General features: G+C 46.1%; 11 protein-coding genes. 5 read left to right on the forward strand and 6 right to left on the reverse strand.

Features of this window, described 5'->3' with window-relative positions; all coding sequences use genetic code 11:
• Nucleotides 1-181 precede the first annotated feature (181 nt).
• The 4 genes from ACSSS3_RS01895 to ACSSS3_RS01910 all read right to left on the reverse strand — a co-directional run bounded on the left by ACSSS3_RS01895 (nt 182) and on the right by ACSSS3_RS01910 (nt 5,902).
• Nucleotides 182-2,371 (reverse strand): molybdopterin cofactor-binding domain-containing protein, encoded by a 2,190-nt coding sequence (locus tag ACSSS3_RS01895; protein WP_442846231.1) that lies wholly within the window; start codon nt 2,369-2,371, stop codon nt 182-184.
• 5 nt (nt 2,372-2,376) lie between these two features.
• A complete protein-coding gene (locus ACSSS3_RS01900; protein WP_442846232.1) occupies nt 2,377-2,841 on the reverse strand; it encodes a (2Fe-2S)-binding protein in 465 nt (154 codons plus the stop codon).
• A 190-nt stretch (nt 2,842-3,031) separates the two neighbouring features.
• Nucleotides 3,032-4,405: a S41 family peptidase gene (locus tag ACSSS3_RS01905; RefSeq protein WP_442846233.1), complete on the reverse strand. Its 1,374-nt coding sequence runs from the start codon at nt 4,403-4,405 to the stop codon at nt 3,032-3,034.
• Nucleotides 4,406-4,441: 36 nt separating this feature from the next.
• A complete protein-coding gene (locus ACSSS3_RS01910; protein ID WP_442846234.1) occupies nt 4,442-5,902 on the reverse strand; it encodes an alpha/beta hydrolase family protein in 1,461 nt (486 codons plus the stop codon).
• A 218-nt stretch (nt 5,903-6,120) separates the two neighbouring features.
• Between ACSSS3_RS01910 and ACSSS3_RS01915 the strand changes: the two genes are divergently transcribed.
• From ACSSS3_RS01915 to ACSSS3_RS01935, 5 genes are all read left to right on the forward strand, one after another.
• Entirely contained in the window at nt 6,121-7,302 is a 1,182-nt protein-coding gene (locus ACSSS3_RS01915) for a BamA/TamA family outer membrane protein (RefSeq protein ID WP_442846235.1), read from the forward strand.
• A gap of 103 nt (nt 7,303-7,405) precedes the next feature.
• The gene (locus tag ACSSS3_RS01920; RefSeq protein ID WP_442846236.1) at nt 7,406-8,623 is read left to right on the forward strand and encodes an exonuclease SbcCD subunit D C-terminal domain-containing protein; all 1,218 of its coding nucleotides are present in this window, start codon (nt 7,406-7,408) and stop codon (nt 8,621-8,623) included.
• 64 nt (nt 8,624-8,687) lie between these two features.
• Nucleotides 8,688-11,717, forward strand: coding sequence for an AAA family ATPase (locus tag ACSSS3_RS01925; protein WP_442846237.1), 3,030 nt, complete (start codon nt 8,688-8,690; stop codon nt 11,715-11,717).
• A gap of 438 nt (nt 11,718-12,155) precedes the next feature.
• A complete protein-coding gene (locus ACSSS3_RS01930; protein ID WP_442846238.1) occupies nt 12,156-13,547 on the forward strand; it encodes an aminopeptidase P family protein in 1,392 nt (463 codons plus the stop codon).
• A 7-nt stretch (nt 13,548-13,554) separates the two neighbouring features.
• The gene (locus ACSSS3_RS01935) at nt 13,555-15,807 is read left to right on the forward strand and encodes a DPP IV N-terminal domain-containing protein (protein WP_442846239.1); all 2,253 of its coding nucleotides are present in this window, start codon (nt 13,555-13,557) and stop codon (nt 15,805-15,807) included.
• A gap of 77 nt (nt 15,808-15,884) precedes the next feature.
• Here the strand turns inward: ACSSS3_RS01935 and ACSSS3_RS01940 are convergent, their stop codons facing one another.
• Nucleotides 15,885-16,391, reverse strand: a complete 507-nt coding sequence (locus tag ACSSS3_RS01940) for a hypothetical protein (RefSeq protein ID WP_442846240.1) — start codon at nt 16,389-16,391, stop codon at nt 15,885-15,887.
• 106 nt (nt 16,392-16,497) lie between these two features.
• Nucleotides 16,498-16,872: a hypothetical protein gene (locus tag ACSSS3_RS01945; protein ID WP_442846241.1), complete on the reverse strand. Its 375-nt coding sequence runs from the start codon at nt 16,870-16,872 to the stop codon at nt 16,498-16,500.
• Between the last annotated feature and the right edge of the window lie 31 nt (nt 16,873-16,903).

Consider the following 16,903-nt stretch of genomic DNA (forward strand, 5'->3'; position numbering starts at 1 on the left):
TGTTTTTTCTAAAATGGAAAAGAGGCTGTCTTAAAAGGAAGGCTTTATCCTATTGAGCTTGTCGAAACATGTTCAACGTACTTATTATCAACATTGGTTTCGACAGGCTCAACCTGACAACTCAAGTTATTAAAGCTTTTTAGACAGCCTCTTTCTTTTTAACAAAGGAATCTATTACAGATCAACCCAACACCTTCTCCTGCTGATCGAGGATCATATAGGGCTGGCGGTAATAGCGCTTTCCGGTTGCTTTATACATGGCGTTGGCAAAGGCTCCGGCTACCGGTGGTAAACCGGGCTCACCCAGACCTGTGGGTGCAATACCGTTTTCTACGAAAAAGACTTCGATCTCTGCCGGTGCCTCGTTGTTTTTAATAAGGCGGTAGCGGTTAAAGTTTTGCTGCATGGCTTTTCCTTTTTCAAAAGTAAGCTGACTGTAGAGCGCGTGACCCAGACCGTCCACGATTCCGCCTTCAATTTGGTTAAGAGCGCCTTCTTTATTGACCACGATTCCGCAGTCAACAGCGGCCCAAACCTTTTTGATCACGGGATTGCCATCTTCATCTTTAACCAAATCAATTACCTGAGCCACGTAGGAATTGTGGCAGTAATAAGCCGAAACACCGCGGTAAACACCGTCAAGTGCTGCGCCCCAATTGCTTTTTTCTTTTACCAGTTTAAGCACGCCGGCATAACGCTCGGGGTCGTAATCGTTGCGCTCCCCTACCGGATTGCTGATCGCTTTATCAAAAAGCTCCAGTCTGAACTCTATAGGATCTTTACCTGCTGCTTCAGCAACCTCGTCTAAAAAGGATTGCTCGGCTCCTGCGGTAAAATTAGAACGCGGCGCACGCCAGGCTCCGGTGGAAATTGCGGTTTCCACACCAAAATTTTCTGCTTTGTAATTGCTAACTGTTCCTGCAGGATAGCGGTTTTCAAAAATAGGACTCTCGGGAATTCCCGAACCCCGTACTTCAAAACCTATCAAATTCTTATCAGCATCAAGCGCTGCACGGTACTTCAGCATATACGAAGGTCGATAGGTTCCCTGAGTCATATCGTCTTCCCGGCTGTAAACCAGTTTTACGGGTTTGCCTATTTTCTGCGAAATCGCTGCAGCTTCAAGACCGAAATTTCCATACAAACGGCGGCCAAAACCACCACCCATACGGGTCATATCTACGGTAATATTTTCTTCAGGAATATTCAAGAGTGCCGAAGCTGATTTACGCAACGATTCCGGGGTTTGAATAGGCCCAACCAGGTCAGCTTTGTCAGCCTGTACATCGGCAAAAAAGTTCATCGGCTCCATGGTATTGTGGGCTAAAAACGAACCGTAATAGCTGGCCTCAACAATTTTATCTGCCTTCGCGAAAGCGTCATCAGGATCACCATCCTTACGCTTCACTTCTCCTTTTCCGGTGCTGAAAACTTTTTCGAGTTTCTCACGGTGTCCGGCTGTATCTTCAAGCTCCTCAACAGTCTCCCAGCTTACCTCTACCGCTTTTTTAGCCTGCATCACCTGCCAGGTGCTGTCACCTACCACGACCACGAGTTCATTAAAGGCATTGACATCAGACCACTGGGGTTTCTCCAGCGTGGTATTAATGGTAAATACATCGTGAATACCCGGCATCGCCTTAGCCGCCGTGGCATCAAAAGATTTGAGTTTCTGACCAAAAGCCGGTGGATGTATCGGCATCGCGATAAGCGCATCATCACGCATATAATCAAGTCCAAAAAGCGGCTTACCGGTAGCGATGCCCATTCCGTCTACGTTTTTAACCGCAGTACCTATCAGCTTAAAGTCGGCAGGATCTTTCAGTTTTACTTCTTCCGGTACCGGAATCATCACAGCATCCTGAATGAGATCGGGATAGGCTACAAACTGATTGGTAGGCAGGTGTTTTACCTGACCGTCTTCCGTGATTAAATCTTCAATGGGGATATCCCATTTTTTAGACGCTGCGGCTAAAAACAGATGTCTTGCCGAAGCTCCCGCCATACGAAGACCATCCCAGCTGCGTCGTATAGACTGACTACCACCCGCGATTTGGCCCTGATATTTATCGGTATTTAAAGGCGCCTGCTCTACGCTAACCTGATCCCAGGCGACATCAAGCTCTTCGGCCACAATAAGCGGCATCGAGGTTTTTACGTTCTGACCAATCTCCGGGTTGGGTGAAAAAATAGTCACCGTCCCGTCTGTATTCACGCGAATGTATGCGTTAAGATCAAAAGCTTCTTCTGCAGGTTTATTGTCCTGAGCCATCCCGCGCAGCCAACTGAACTGCAACATCAGGCCGGCACCTCCCGCCGCCGAAACCTTTAGAAATGATCTGCGATTGTATTTGGTTTTAATAAATGCCATAGTCCTTATAGTTTTTGTGCTGCCAGAGCGATTGCTTTGTTTATTCGTGTGTATGTACCGCAACGGCAGAGGTTTCCGCTCATAGCGGTCTTGATCTCATCTTCATTGGGATTGGGATTGCTTTTCAGCAAAGCCGCGGCGCTCATAATCTGTCCCGCCTGGCAATAGCCACACTGGGGCACATCAACCTCCAGCCAGGCCTGTTGTACAGGATGGTCTGCATTTTCAGATAAGCCTTCAATCGTGGTGAGTTGCATCGAGCCGCCTGCAACAGCACTTACAGGAAGCGAACACGAGCGTACCGCGCTTCCGTTTACGTGAATGGTACAGGCTCCGCACTGGCCAATTCCGCAGCCGTATTTGGTTCCTACCAGTTTTAAGTGATCGCGCAGCACCCAGAGAATGGGCGTGTCTGCAGCAACATCAACCTGATGTTCCTGATTGTTAATTGTTAAGGTGTACTGTGGCATAATACGCTGTTTTTACTAGGGTTTAAGGTTAACACCAGAATACCGAAAGCAATCCGATAAGGAAGTTCTGCTAAAATTCAAAAGCCGGTACAGGCGTAGAATTTAAGTGGTTTTCATAGCGCTGCCCTAAGATACACAATCCTGTGACGTTTTTAAAGCAGAAAATTTTAAAGGCTTAATTGTGCGTTGATTAGCGGTAAAGAACGTGCAGGAGTCCGTCGAGAATTTCATCTTTATCATCCAGCAGGTGATCGCGTATGTTAAGATTTGGGATCACACCTTCCTCGGCGTCACTCCCATTTACCCGAACACTTTTCCCTTTTGAAAGTTGAACCACGATACCCGTCTGAGGCAGTTTTACATAAAACACGGAAGCATATAAGGAAGGATAATCGCCGGTCTCCTCGCCCACCAGCGTCGCCCAACCGTAATCCTGAAGCTGACTGGCAGTGACGGCCGCCTGAGAATGCGATTGGCGGTTGATCAGCGCATAGACAGTTCCCGTAAAACGTTGGTTTTCGGGTTTGGGCTCGTAAGGCTCAAAGGCATAATCATAAATTTCACCATCAGCGTGTGCGAGAGCTTCCTTCCAAAACGCAGCGGTGGTGTCGCGCTCGCTGCGTACGTGCTCTTTCAGGGCTTTACTGGTTTTAAGACTGAAGGCGGAATTCCACCGAAAAGGCCGGTCTGCAATATAACTGAGGAGGTAATCGCTCTGGCTGTCATTGCCGCCGGAATTGTTGCGTAAATCGAGAATCAGGGTATCGGTTTTGGTTTTGCGTATTTCGGTAAAGGCCGAATCGACAAAAGCTTTAAAGTGTTCCTCCTCACCACTGAAGCTTCCCAATTTCATATAGGCTTTGTTTTGTATAAAGCGGAAATCCTGAACGCCGTCGAGTGTTTCATTGCGCAGGCTTTCATAACCGGCAATACCGGCTACAGAAGGCACTTCAACTAAGACGGACTTCCCATCCTGAAGCGCTTCGACCTGGAAAGACGAAACACTGCCAAACACCTGCCAGTAAATTCTGGGTAAGGAGAAAAGTTCAATCTTCGCGTTTTTTAGATACTCCCGCTCACCGGCCAGGTGCGGATGCAGTTTCGCTAAGACTTCAGGCATGGGCATCCCATTAATGCTGAGAATTTCAGTCCCGGGGCGGAGTGCTTCAGTCGCAGACCAGTTTTTGCGCACAAAGCTTTTATCGTCCTCAAAAGTAAGTTCTAACGGAAAAACCGTTCCACCGCCGCTTACATATTCGATATACGATTGTGCAGGAAAGGGAATTGAGGTATGACCCATTTTGACCACATCAACCATCCGCTGAAACAGGTTGGTCGTTTCCAGAAAATTCAGGGAATCTGTTTTAATTTCAGTTTTTAAACCATCGTAAACCGAATCAAATTCAGCTTTGGTAGTATAGGCGTACGCATCGTAATTGGCATTGATTAACAGGTTTTTGAGCTCCTCTAAATCTTCGGCGACCTGTTGCTTTGAAAACCGGGATTGTGCGTTTGCCGAAATCAGAAACGAAGACCCTAAAATGAAAAACAGAAGTTTACGCATAGCTGAAGCTTGGATGTATTCGGCTAAAAATAGCATTTATTGGCGAATAAAATCGCCTTTAAAAATCTGAAACTCCAGCAGACTTGATGTTGAAAAAGATTCCAGATTGGCGTTTGTCTCGTTTTTAAGGTGTCGGTCAAAAAAGGCTGTGACCAGATCGCTTACGATGTGGATACCTTCTTCAGCATCAATGCTTCCGGTGCCTGCCAAAGCCGAAACAGGAACCATAAACGGAATGTCCATAAAATTGGGATGCCCGGAATTCAGCAATTTGGCCTCGTAAAAATAGTCGGTACTTTTTTTGAGGTAAATATGTGCGTTCAGGTCTTCGTGCTCCGCAGGCCAGTCTGCCGAAACGTACAAAAACGGCTTTTGAAACAGGGTATCTATTTTAGTTCCCCATTGAATGCCGTCGAGATTGGCTCCGGCTTTAATGCGAGCATCTGAAAGGCTAAGCCTGCCCGCCGCTCCCCCACCAACCGAATGCCCAAAAGCACCTACCTGATTGAGATTCATCCTGTCTTTTAGAAATCCGCTGCTATTCCATTGCGGCAAGCGATCTAAAACCTCCTGCATATCCTGCACCCAACGCTCCTGGATATCGCCTTCAAAATAGTCTTGCACGGCATCGCGTACAATCTTTTGGCGCTGCTCAAAGGAGATCGAATCGCGAAAAGCCTGCTGAATGGGTGTAATAGTTTCCATCTGATTTGCGGCAATTTGTCTTTGATACTCGTAATCGAAATACACTTCACTCCCATCCGGAAAGGTAGTTCCCAGGCTTTCATAGGTGTGATTCATAGTGATGACGATATAGCCTTGGCTGGCGATTTCACTCAATAAAGCATAATACCCGGTGGCCTTGGAGCCGTAGCCGTGCGAAAAAATCAAAACCGGGAAGCGTCCTTCGGCAAATGGAGCTTCGGGATGCACATAGGTCTTCACATAATCCAGATAATTAAGCGCCGAAGCAGGCAGGCCGTATTTCAACGCAAAAGCATCGCGACCGGCACCCGGGACATAGGTTTCAGTTGGCGCATCATCTGCAATCGCGGGATACCAGACTTTGAGCATGAGTTGGCGTTTGTCTTCTAGATTCTCTGTGATTGGTTCAGGTTTGTTGGTTTCCAGATGTATGTTTTTTGAGCCTACGGCGAAAGGTCCGCGGGGCTCGGGCAATTTAAAAACCGGTAAAACCAGTGGTAAAACCCAGGCCGGGACCAGCAGCAACGCATATCCCAGGCCTCTCAACACGGATAGCGCTGAAAATCGAAACGGATTTTCAGCATTTGCAAATCTTATGCGTGCGGCTAAAATCACGGCAAGCACATAGGCAGGAAGCAATTGCCAGCGATAGCCTTCAACGACCAAGTGGAGGATTACCAATACAGCGAGTCCGCCCATTAAATAATAAGAACTGAATTTACGGGCTAAGAATTTCCAGCAAAACGGTAAAATGGTGAGCGATAACAGCAATAGGATTTCAAATAGACGCATAGAGCTACTTTAAAGGTTTGAATACCTTACAAAAGTATCGGGTAGACCATCGCGATGCCATGTAGAATCCCGTGCTAATGTGGTTGTTTGTCGCAGGGAAAGGGGGGCTTGGGTTTCAGGGTTAGGGGTTTGGTTAAATTTGCGAAGTCAAAACCTATCCCGGTGGTTAACATTCATTTATCATCTGCAGACCACTAATTGGACTAACTTTGGCGCCTATGAAAAAGATTATGAACCCCACCCTGCTGGTGACAGGCCTTTTGCTTTGCTTCAGCTTTTCTGCCTTTGCACAGGAATCTCCGGAAGATTCCCGCAAAAAAGGCTTTATCACCCGGTACATCAATAAAATCTTTAACGATACCGTTTCGCAGGAAAAATCACAATTTCTCTTTTATCCGGTTATGGGCGTTCGTCCTGAAACGGGTTTAGAATTTGGTGTTGTGCCTTTAATGGTTTTTTATGCCAATGAAGACACCAATAACAGGCTTAGCGAAATCAACGCCTATGCCTTTTTTACGTTTAATGGCCAGTACGGCCTGCGCATCAACCACGCCATTTACTCAGATCAGGACAAATGGTTTTTTCTGGGAGACCTTGATTTTGAACAGTTCCCTTTGAAATATTATGGTATTGGCAATGACGTTCCCGAAGACAATATCGCTATCGTAGATGCAACGCAGATTCAGATTAAAGAGCGCGTATTACGCAAGGTTCTTGACAACTTTTACATTGGTCTTGAAACCGATTTCAGAAGTCTTACTAACGTAAGTTTTGAGTCTCCCGAAGACAGCGATGAACCCCTGGATATCGAGTTACCTTTTGGCGCTACCGGCTCAACCAATTTTGGTATGGGTATCGGTTTTGTATATGATGAGCGCCATAATGTGCTTAACGAACGGGATGCCTTTTTTAGCGAATTTGCCTATCTCAATTACAACCCGTTTTGGCAAAGTGATGTCAAATACCAACTTATAACTTCAGACAGCCGCTTTTTTACTCCGGTTGGCAAAAACGACGTTCTGGCCGCACAGCTCATTGGTCAGTTTAACTTCGGAGGTGATGTGCCTTTTAATCAGTTGTCCTATCTGGGCGGTGAAAGCATTATGCGGGGGTATTTTGACGGAAGGTTTAGAGACCGAAATCAGATTGCCGCTCAGGTTGAATACCGTTTTCTGCCGCTTAAACTGGGGTTTAGCAATCGTATTGGGGCGACTGTTTTTACCGGTGTGGGCGAGGTTTTTGACGGTTGGAATGAAATCCAGATGAACAACCTGAAATGGTCTGCCGGGGCCGGGGCTCGCTTTCTTCTTTTTCAGCAAAAAGACATCTTTATACGCTTTGACTATGCGTTTACACGAGACGGAAGCAATTTTTACCTGAGTATTGGAGAGGCGTTTTAGAGCCTGAAATACTACATTTTTAAATACACCTGACCCGAAACAGCAGGCATTAGTCACTTAATTTGTAACTTCGGTTTTCCCGCAAAGCAGCAAAAAAACCGTAATGAAAATCCTCCATACCGCCGACTGGCATATCGGCAAAAAGCTACACAAGCACTACCTCCACGAAGACTTTGAGCGCTTTATAACCTGGTTGCTCACCTGCATACAGGAACATCAGGTTGAAGTGGTTTTGATTTCGGGGGACGTGTTTGACCTGGCCAATCCTTCAGCCGAAGCACGCAGGCAATACTATTTGGCACTCAAAAAGCTGAGCAACCTCAATTGCAAAATCATCATCACCGGCGGCAATCACGATTCGCCCTCTATGCTGGACGCGCCTCGTGAAATTCTCGAAGCCCTTAACGTACATATTATAGGAGGGATGCCTCAGGATCCCGCTCAATGTCTCATCCCTATCCGCAATAAAGCAGGTGAAGTCGAACTCATTGTAGCAGCGATTCCGTTTTTGCGGGATAGTGATCTGCGCGCTGCCGAAGAAGGAGTGAGCTACGACAACCGTATTGAAGCCATTCGCAAAGGCATTGAAGCCGTGTTTGCGCAGGCAGCCGCGCTTTGTAAACAGCGATTTCCGGGTCTTCCCGTGATCGCAATGGGGCATCTGTATGCCGCAGGCATCGAGTCCTCCGAAAGTGAGCGCGACATTCAAATAGGCAATCAGGCGGCGTTTCAGGCGAGTCAGTTTGGCGACTATTTCAGTTATGTGGCATTAGGCCATATTCACAAACCGCAACGCATCAGCGCAGCAATTCCCGCTTTTTACAGCGGTTCGCCATTACCCCTTTCGTTTAGTGAACGAAAAGATGAAAAACGCGTACTACTATTGGATACTGAGGCTGGTTTTGAGCCGAAAAGCCTCGCTGTTCCTGCTTTTCGTAAGCTGATAAAAGTGAGCGGTACTTTAGATCAAATCAAAGCCAAACTGAGCATACTTTCCGCCGAAGGCGAACTCACCAATCTGATTGAAGTCGAGCTGCTCGAAGAAGATTTTGACGCGCGGCTCATAAGCGAACTGGACGATCTCGTGACGCAGTTTGACAAGCCCGGAATGGAGATCGTTAAGCATCGTGCGAGCTTTAAAAACCGACTTCGCGAAACCGGAAAACTCTTTGATTCGCACCAAAAGCTTGAAGATTTAAAACCCCGTGAAGTATTTGCAAAAATGCTGGAGCAAAACAGTTATGATGCCGAAACCAAAGCCGAAGTGACCCGCGCCTTTCAGGAACTGGTAGAACAGATAACCAGCGCAGACCCCGCTTAGCCCGAAAGCCTGCAAGAGCTGAATAAAAACCTGAAACTGCTGCGATAACACCATTTAAAAAGCGATGAAATTATTAAAAATTGATTTTCAAAACATCAATTCCCTGCGTGGGGAACATCATATCGATTTTACCCAGGAACCCTTTCTGCAAAACAGTCTTTTTGCGATCACGGGACCTACCGGAAGCGGCAAAACCACAATTCTCGATGTGATCTCGCTGGCGCTTTTCAATCAGGTGCCGCGTCTGGGTAAAATGAGTACTAACGAAATCCTGAAAAAAGGCGCGATCCTTACCCGGAATCAGAGCGAAGCTTTCGCCAAAGTAACCTACCGTTGCAAAGCCGGTATTTTTGCTTCTACCTGGTCTATCTCTACCGCCCGCACCGGAAATTTACGGGACTACCATATGGAGCTCGAAGATCTGGAGAGCGGAGCACTTTTAGACCTCAAAAAATCGGATGTTCCTGCTAAGAATGAAGAACTCATCGGGCTGAGCTACGATCAGTTTATCAAAAGTGTAGTGCTTGCTCAGGGCGAGTTTGCAAGGTTTTTGCAGGTGCCCAAAAAAGAACGCGGGGCTTTGCTCGAGAAAATAACCGGCACCGAAATCTACCGCCGTATCGGGCAGGAAGTATTTCTAAAAAACAAAGAACGTGCAGCTGCTATTGATGCTAAAAAGAGCAAAATTGAAACCTATAAAGAGCAATTATTAGACGAGGAAGTTTATAAACTGAAGCAAAGCGAAGCCGAAAAACTACAGCAGGCACGTGAAGCAATTAAGTCGAAACTGGAACGTCTGGGTAAGGAAATCGATCTAAAAACCAAACTCCGGCAGGAAGAAGCCGAGCTGGCTAAAACCGAAAACGAACTTAAGGAGCTACGAGTCCGCCAACAGGAATTTGATTCTGAAAAAGGACTCAAACTCAAGCGGCATCAGGAGATTCAGGTATTTGGCGACGACCTCAACACCTGGCAAAGCCTTACCGAAAAAGTCAAAGACAAGCAAAGCGAAATCACGACAGCAAGCGAGGCGATCAAAACTGCTGAAGCAGAACGCAACCGACTTAAACATGAAATCAGCGAAGTGTTTAAACTGGATGTTTCATCTGAAAATTTTTCAGAAAAGCTGGAAGTTTACAAAACGGATTTACGCAAGCTGATAGCGGAGCGCAATACCATCGCCACCAGTTTTACCAATACCAAAACCCATCTCAAAAGTCTGGCATCGCCACTTCATTTTGACAGCGATCCTTCCGATACTGCTGCTTTTGAGGCTGAAGTATGGCGGAATCTAACCACTAAACAGAAAACGTATGAGGAGCTTGAAGCCCGTTTTGATCTCAAGAATCAGGCGGTAAGCGATAAAAAGGAAAAACTTCAACACCAACTGAAGCAATTGCGCCAGGCTGAAAAAAGCGCCACTGCAATAGAGCATCTCAAGAGCGTCCTTCAGGAACGGCAAACCGAAGCCACACAAATCACAGAACAACAAAAAGGTTTACCAGAACAACTGCATGCGTTAAAGACTCAGATCGAACTCAAAGAAGCTCAGCTCGAGGCTAAACAACACAAATTGGAGATCGAGAATCTGCAAAAGCAACTCAGTGATTACCGCCGTGAATTAATCGATAATGAGCCCTGCCCCCTCTGTGGTGCGCTGCATCATCCGTATTCCGAAGATCTTCCGTTAGCAGAAAACGGACTCAAAACGGCAATTGACACGCTAAAGCAGGAACTTAACGAGTTATCCAAAAAACGTACGGCCACCGAAACCTCGCTAAGTCAACTGGAAAAGCAGGAAAAACTCATTCAGGAGCGCATCAGCGCTGGGACTGCCCAGCTTAAAACCGAGCAGGAAAAATTTGACAACGAATTTAAAGACCTTTTAAAAGAAGTTTCCGCAGGCAGTTTTAAAGATCTTGAAAACAGCCTTGAAGAACAGGAACGCCAGCTTAATCAGGCTGAAAACCTGCAAAATGAACTCAAGCTGTTGCACACCTTAAAGAGTCAGACCGAAGATCTGAATACGCTCCTAAAACAGGGAAAACATGTTTCTCATGAAATCGAAAAACACTTTACCGGGAAAATTTCAGAATTCGAGCATAAGATCAACAGCATCGAAACCGCCTGGAACCGCAATGAGCAAAACCTGCAACAGCAACAGCAGCTTTTAAAAGCAGCCGAGGCTACAGCAAAACAAGTGCAGGAGCAGTTGAGCAAATTGAGCGAAAAGCTGACTGCTGCACTGCAGCAAAAAGGCTACGACTCAATAGAACTAGCACTACAACAGCGCTTACCGGCAGGAGAAGCACAGGCCTTGGCTACCGAGCATCAAAATTTACAAAATGCCTTGCTTCGCCTTAATACCTTACACGCCAAACTTAAAGAAGCTATTGCCGGCCTAAAAGAAACCGCCGGTGAAATACCTCTCGAGGAACTGAAACAACAGCAGCACGAGAATAATGAAGCCCTAACAAAAAATGAAACGGCATTTAATGAGGTTTCGCGATTGCTTAAAAACCAAAAACAAAACCTAGAAGCCATTGAGCAACTGCAGCAGGAAATAAAGACCAGTATTGAAGAATCCAGACACTGGTACATTCTCAACGAATTAATCGGCGACTCTAAAGGAGACAAATTCAACAATTTCGCTCAGGATCTCACCTTGCAGCAATTACTGCTTTTGGCCAATAAACGCCTGATACAGCTTACAGACCGCTATCGCATTGATCAGCCGGGTGATGAAGAGGATGACAGTCTGGTTGCCATTGATGAGCATATGGGCGGGCAACGCCGTTCTATTAAAACCCTGAGCGGCGGCGAGACCTTTATTTTGAGTCTGGCGCTGGCATTGGCCTTGTCTGATTTGGCTTCGCGAAATATTGAAATCAACAGCCTCTTTATTGATGAAGGTTTTGGCACCCTCGACCCGGAAACCCTTGATCAAACCCTCGACACCCTTGAAGTATTGCAGGCCGAATCATCCAAGATGATTGGAGTCATCAGCCACGTAGACAGTCTGAAAGAGCGTATCGCTACCCAAATTCAGCTTACGCAAAACGGACAGGGATATAGCACCTTAAAGGTGGTTTAATATTATTATTGTTATTGTTATTGTTATTGTTATTGTTATTGTTATTGTTATTGTTATTGTTATTGTTATTAATACAAGTTGCGTTTTCAATACATTACGCAATAATGCTTTACTGTTTCCTTTACCCGTGCAGTTAGCGCTTTCTAATGCCTCCGCTATAAATTACCGCTGCATCTTTTCCATTTTATGGTCAGTGGTTTAACCGCTCGAAAAGCGCCTTCCGGGTTAGTCTTTGTTTAGCAAGCCTTAAAAGGGATGCTACGGCTGTTAAGACCTATTCAATCATTCGCTATTACAACCGATTAGGCGATTTAAGTTTACCTGAAAAAACTCAGGCCTGCTAATAAATGCATACTTCCCGATAATCGATAAAAAGCAGTTCTGTTACGGTTTTGGTATCTTAGCAGACAGACACTTGTTTAAACAAAAATGAACCGCATGTTCCCTAAAAAAAACTACGTCGAAAGACGCGCCATACTTAAAAACACCCTCAAAACCGGGATCATCCTCTTTCCCGGAAACGGCGAAAGCCCGATGAATTATGCTGATAACTGGTACCCTTTTAAGCAGGACAGCAGCTTTTTATACTACACCGGTATTGATCATATCCCAGATCTGTATTTTTTGATCAATCTGGATACAGACGAAGAAATTCTTTTCGGCAATAACACCACCGCAGAACAAAAAGTCTGGGTGGGTGCCACTGAAAAACTGGAAAGTTATGCGGAGCAATCCGGTTTTAAGACCGTCAAGCCGCTAAAGGAAATCAATACCTACCTCAAAACACAACTCGGCAAGGGCCTACAGATACATTACCTCACTCCCTATCGCTTTGAACAAAAAATTGCCCTGAGCGATTTGCTGAATATCCCGGTTCAGGAACTTGACGCGCACAAATCGGTACCGCTCATCAAAGCCATCGTTGCCCAGCGCGAACGCAAAACTGCCGAAGAACTGGTACAACTGGAAGAAGCGGTAAACATTACCCGAGCGATGCATAAGCATGCCATTGTAAATACCCGTCCGGGTATGACCGAGATGCAGATGGCCGGCCAGTTAAACGGCATTGCCGTAAGCGGTGGTGGCGGACTCGCATTCCCCATTATTCTTACCAAAGACGGCCAATACCTGCACAATCACGCTTCGCAAACCGTATTGCAGGATGGTGATCTGGTGCTTTGCGACTGCGGGGCTTACAACACCATGGGATATGGCGGCGATATGACACGCACCTTCCCGGCGGGTCAACGTTTTAGTCCGCTGCAAAAAGACGTCTATAACATTGTACTCAACGCGCACAATACGGCGGTTGCCGCTTTAAAACCGGGAATACGCTTTAAAGACGTGCATCTTTTGGCCTCCAAAAAACTGGTGGAAGGCCTTACCGATCTCGGTCTGATGAAAGGCAATGCCGATGATGCCGTGGCTGCAGGGGCACATACCCTGTTCTTTCAGTGCGGACTTGGGCATATGATGGGGCTCGACATTCACGATATGGAAAATCTGGGCGAGGAATATGTAGGCTATACGCCCGAACTGAAGAAGAGTACCGAGTTTGGCCTGAAATCCCTGCGTCTGGGCAAAGAACTGCAGGAAGATTTTGTGCTTACGGTAGAACCCGGTTTGTACTTCAATCCGTTTTTAATTGACGAGCGCAGAGCGGAAGGTAAATACCTCGACTTTGTAAATTATGATGCCGTAGAGCAGTTTAAGACTTTCGGCGGAATACGCGTTGAAGAAGACTTTGTCATTACCAAAACCGGAAGCAAACTGCTGGGTGAACCTCTTGCCAAAACCGTAGAAGAAATCGAAGCCTTAAGAAACTTATAAGAATCCCATGAGAAACTTTAAAAACCTGTTTATCCTTTTTATCCTGGTAAGCGCCGGTCTGGCGGTAAATGCACAGGAAACCGACCCTGCAAAATTAACGCTCGACCGGATCTACAATTCCGGCGAATTCAACGCAGACCGCGCCCGCTCGATCTCGTGGATCAACGAGGGCGATGCTTTTGTCACTATCGAAAATGAAAACGGTAATGACCAACTCATCAAATACGAGAGCAAGTCAAACGAACGTTCGGTTTTTCTGAGTGCAAACGCACTTACTCCTGAAGGTGCAAATCAGGCGCTCAATGTGGCCGATTTCAGCCTTTCTAATGACGAAAGCAAGGTGCTTATATTCACAAACACCAGCCGGGTTTGGCGCTCCAACACCAAAGGCGATTACTGGGTTTACGATTTTGACACTCAAAAACTGAAGCAACTGGGCACACAGCTGCCTGCATCGTCCTTAATGTTTGCCAAGTTTTCAGATTCTAACGAAAATGTCGCTTACGTTTCGGGCTTCAATTTGTATGAAGAAAACTTCAACACCGGTAACGTAACACAGCTCACTCAGGACGGAAACGGCGATATTATCAACGGGACTTTTGACTGGGTTTATGAGGAAGAATTTGGCGCCCGCGACGGCTTCCGCTGGAGTCCTGATGGCGAACACATCGCCTACTGGCAACTGGATGCTTCCGAAATCGGCACGTTTTATATGATCAACACGACCGATTCGGTGTATTCAAAACCCATTCCGCTGCAATATCCAAAAGCAGGCTACGATCCCTCTTCAGCTAAAGTCGGTATCGTAAACACCGAAACTAAAGAAACCAGCTGGATTCCGGTTCCCGGTGACCCGGTGCAGCATTACATTCCGGCGATTCAATGGATTGATGCCGATTTGCTCCTGATTCAGCAGCTTAACCGCAAGCAAAATACCCTGAAGATTTACACCTTTAAGCCTTCCACCCAAAGTATTAAAAACGTGTACACCGAGACCGAAGATACCTGGGTTGATCTGCAATACCCTGATGTTTCGGCCAATCAATGGGGTCAAAATGATCTGTTGCTTACCGAAGATAAAGATGCGTTTTTGCGTATGACCGAAAATGATGCCTGGCGGCATATTTACAAGGTCGATTTAAAAAACGGTAAAAAAACGGTACTCACCCCGGGCGATTATGACGTGGCGGCTTTTTATACTGCCAATGCTAAAAAGGTATTTTTTTCGGCTTCGCCGGAAGACCCTGCGCAGCGGTATCTGTTTGAAGCCTCACTCAGCGGAAAAGGCAAACCCAAACGCCTTACTCCGGCTGAATATGAAGGCATCAACACCTATCAGATCGCTCCTAACGGCGCGTTTGCCATTCACAACCATACCGATGCGAATACCCCTACCACCACGCGACTCATCAGCCTGCCCGATCACAAGACGATCAAAGTGCTCGTAGCTAATACTGCATTGAAAGAGAAGCTAGCGCGTCTCGATTTACCGGAAACCGATTTCTTTCAGGTGGAAACCGAAGACGGCATTGTGGTGGAAGGCCGCATTACCAAACCCACAAACTTTGACCCTGCTCAAAAATATCCGGTGCTTTTTCACGTCTACGGCGAACCCTGGGGACAAATGGCTACCGATAATTTTATTGGGATGTACGACATCTTTTTGGCCCAAAACGGTTTTGTGATTATCAACCTCGACAACCGCGGTACACCTTCCCTGAAGGGCAGCGACTGGCGCAAATCGATTTATCGGAAGGTGGGTGTAGTCAATTCGCGCGATCAGGCGATGGCTACTAAAAAGTTACTTAACGATTGGAGCTTCCTTGATGCAGATCGCGTTTCGGTATGGGGCTGGAGCGGCGGTGGCTCGATGACGCTTAATCTGATGTTTCGCTATCCGGAAATTTATAAAACCGGAATGTCTGTAGCACCTGTTGCTAATCAATTGTTCTACGACAACGTCTATCAGGAGCGCTATATGGGACTTCCGCAGGAAAACAAAGAAGATTTTGTGGAAGGTTCGCCTGCCACCTATGCTAAAAATCTGGAGGGTAACCTGCTTATCGTTCACGGTACGGGCGACGATAATGTACACTATCAGAATATGGAATTCCTGGTTAACGAACTCATCGCAAACAACAAACAATTTACGATGATGGCCTATCCCAACCGTTCGCACGGTATTTATGAGGGCGCCAACACCCGCAGACACTTATATACGCTGCTTACCAATTACCTTTTTGAGCATAACGGAAAGTAAATCAAGCCAGCCTTTAAAAACTGAAAAACCCACAAGCGTAATCAACTTGTGGGTTTTCTGGTTTTAGTAGTGCATTATTAAGCCGCTACGGCGGTACGTCTTGCAGGCGTAAGCTGCGCCTCAATAAGTTCATTCCATTTTTTAGCACGCTTTACCTCATAGTTCTGAGCCGGGTCAATTTCAGAATCGTAAAAACTAAGCATACGAGATGCTTCGGCTGTTTTTGAGATAAACTCAAGATTTACGGCTTCAAGTGTTTGCTGGTGTTTACCATCTATTTTTTTAGAAACCACCACCTCGTGAACCAGAATACGGCTTACGGTGTTTAAATCAAGATGTTGTACCGTTACTGTATCGTCTAGCAACTGACCAAAAAGCAACTGCCCTTTTTGAGTATCGAGACCAATCGCACGGCTGTTCCAGTTTTCTTTTTGCTCCAAATTAAGGCCTTTGAGCTTAGCTTCGTCTTTTAAGCGGGTGCTCAGTTTTTTTGTTCGCCCCGAACCAAAAAGAATAAAGGCTATATAAGGAATTGCTACTAAGCCGGTAACTACGGCAAATACGAGGATCATATCTATTTTCATTGTAAAAAGTTTTGTGTTGTTTATGTAAGAATGGATGCAAAGCATCGAAAAATCGACCCAGGCCCGTAGGACTGCGTCAATTGCAAAACGGAAAACAAACTAAAACTTAGGGAAACAGATGAAACGGAAAGATCAGCTGCAAACTGCTTAGACCGGGAATAATCAGGGCTGAAGCCTTGATGTAATTGGATTCCTGATCAGCATAAAAATGCAGATTTACAGGACTGCTTCTGTAAAAGCAAAATGGAACGAATGGTGTAGTGGTATCCTCCTGAGGTTGAACCCGATTTTCCGGAGAAGTTAACACAAACTCCACTGCACCCAGAGCCTGATCGTTAAGGTGACCCAGCTCCAGCTGATGTTTGGAAAACGGAGCTTCGGCGGTATCAGTCTGCGTGCTAAAATCAAATGCATAGGAAGCACTGCCCGCTGTAAAAAACAGGAAGAGACACAACCAAAATGCTTGAAAAATTCGCTTCATAATACCCCACAAATGTATAGCAGCAACTGTT

The sequence above is a fragment of the Leeuwenhoekiella sp. H156 genome (assembly GCF_052218455.1).
GTDB lineage: Bacteria > Bacteroidota > Bacteroidia > Flavobacteriales > Flavobacteriaceae > Leeuwenhoekiella > Leeuwenhoekiella parthenopeia.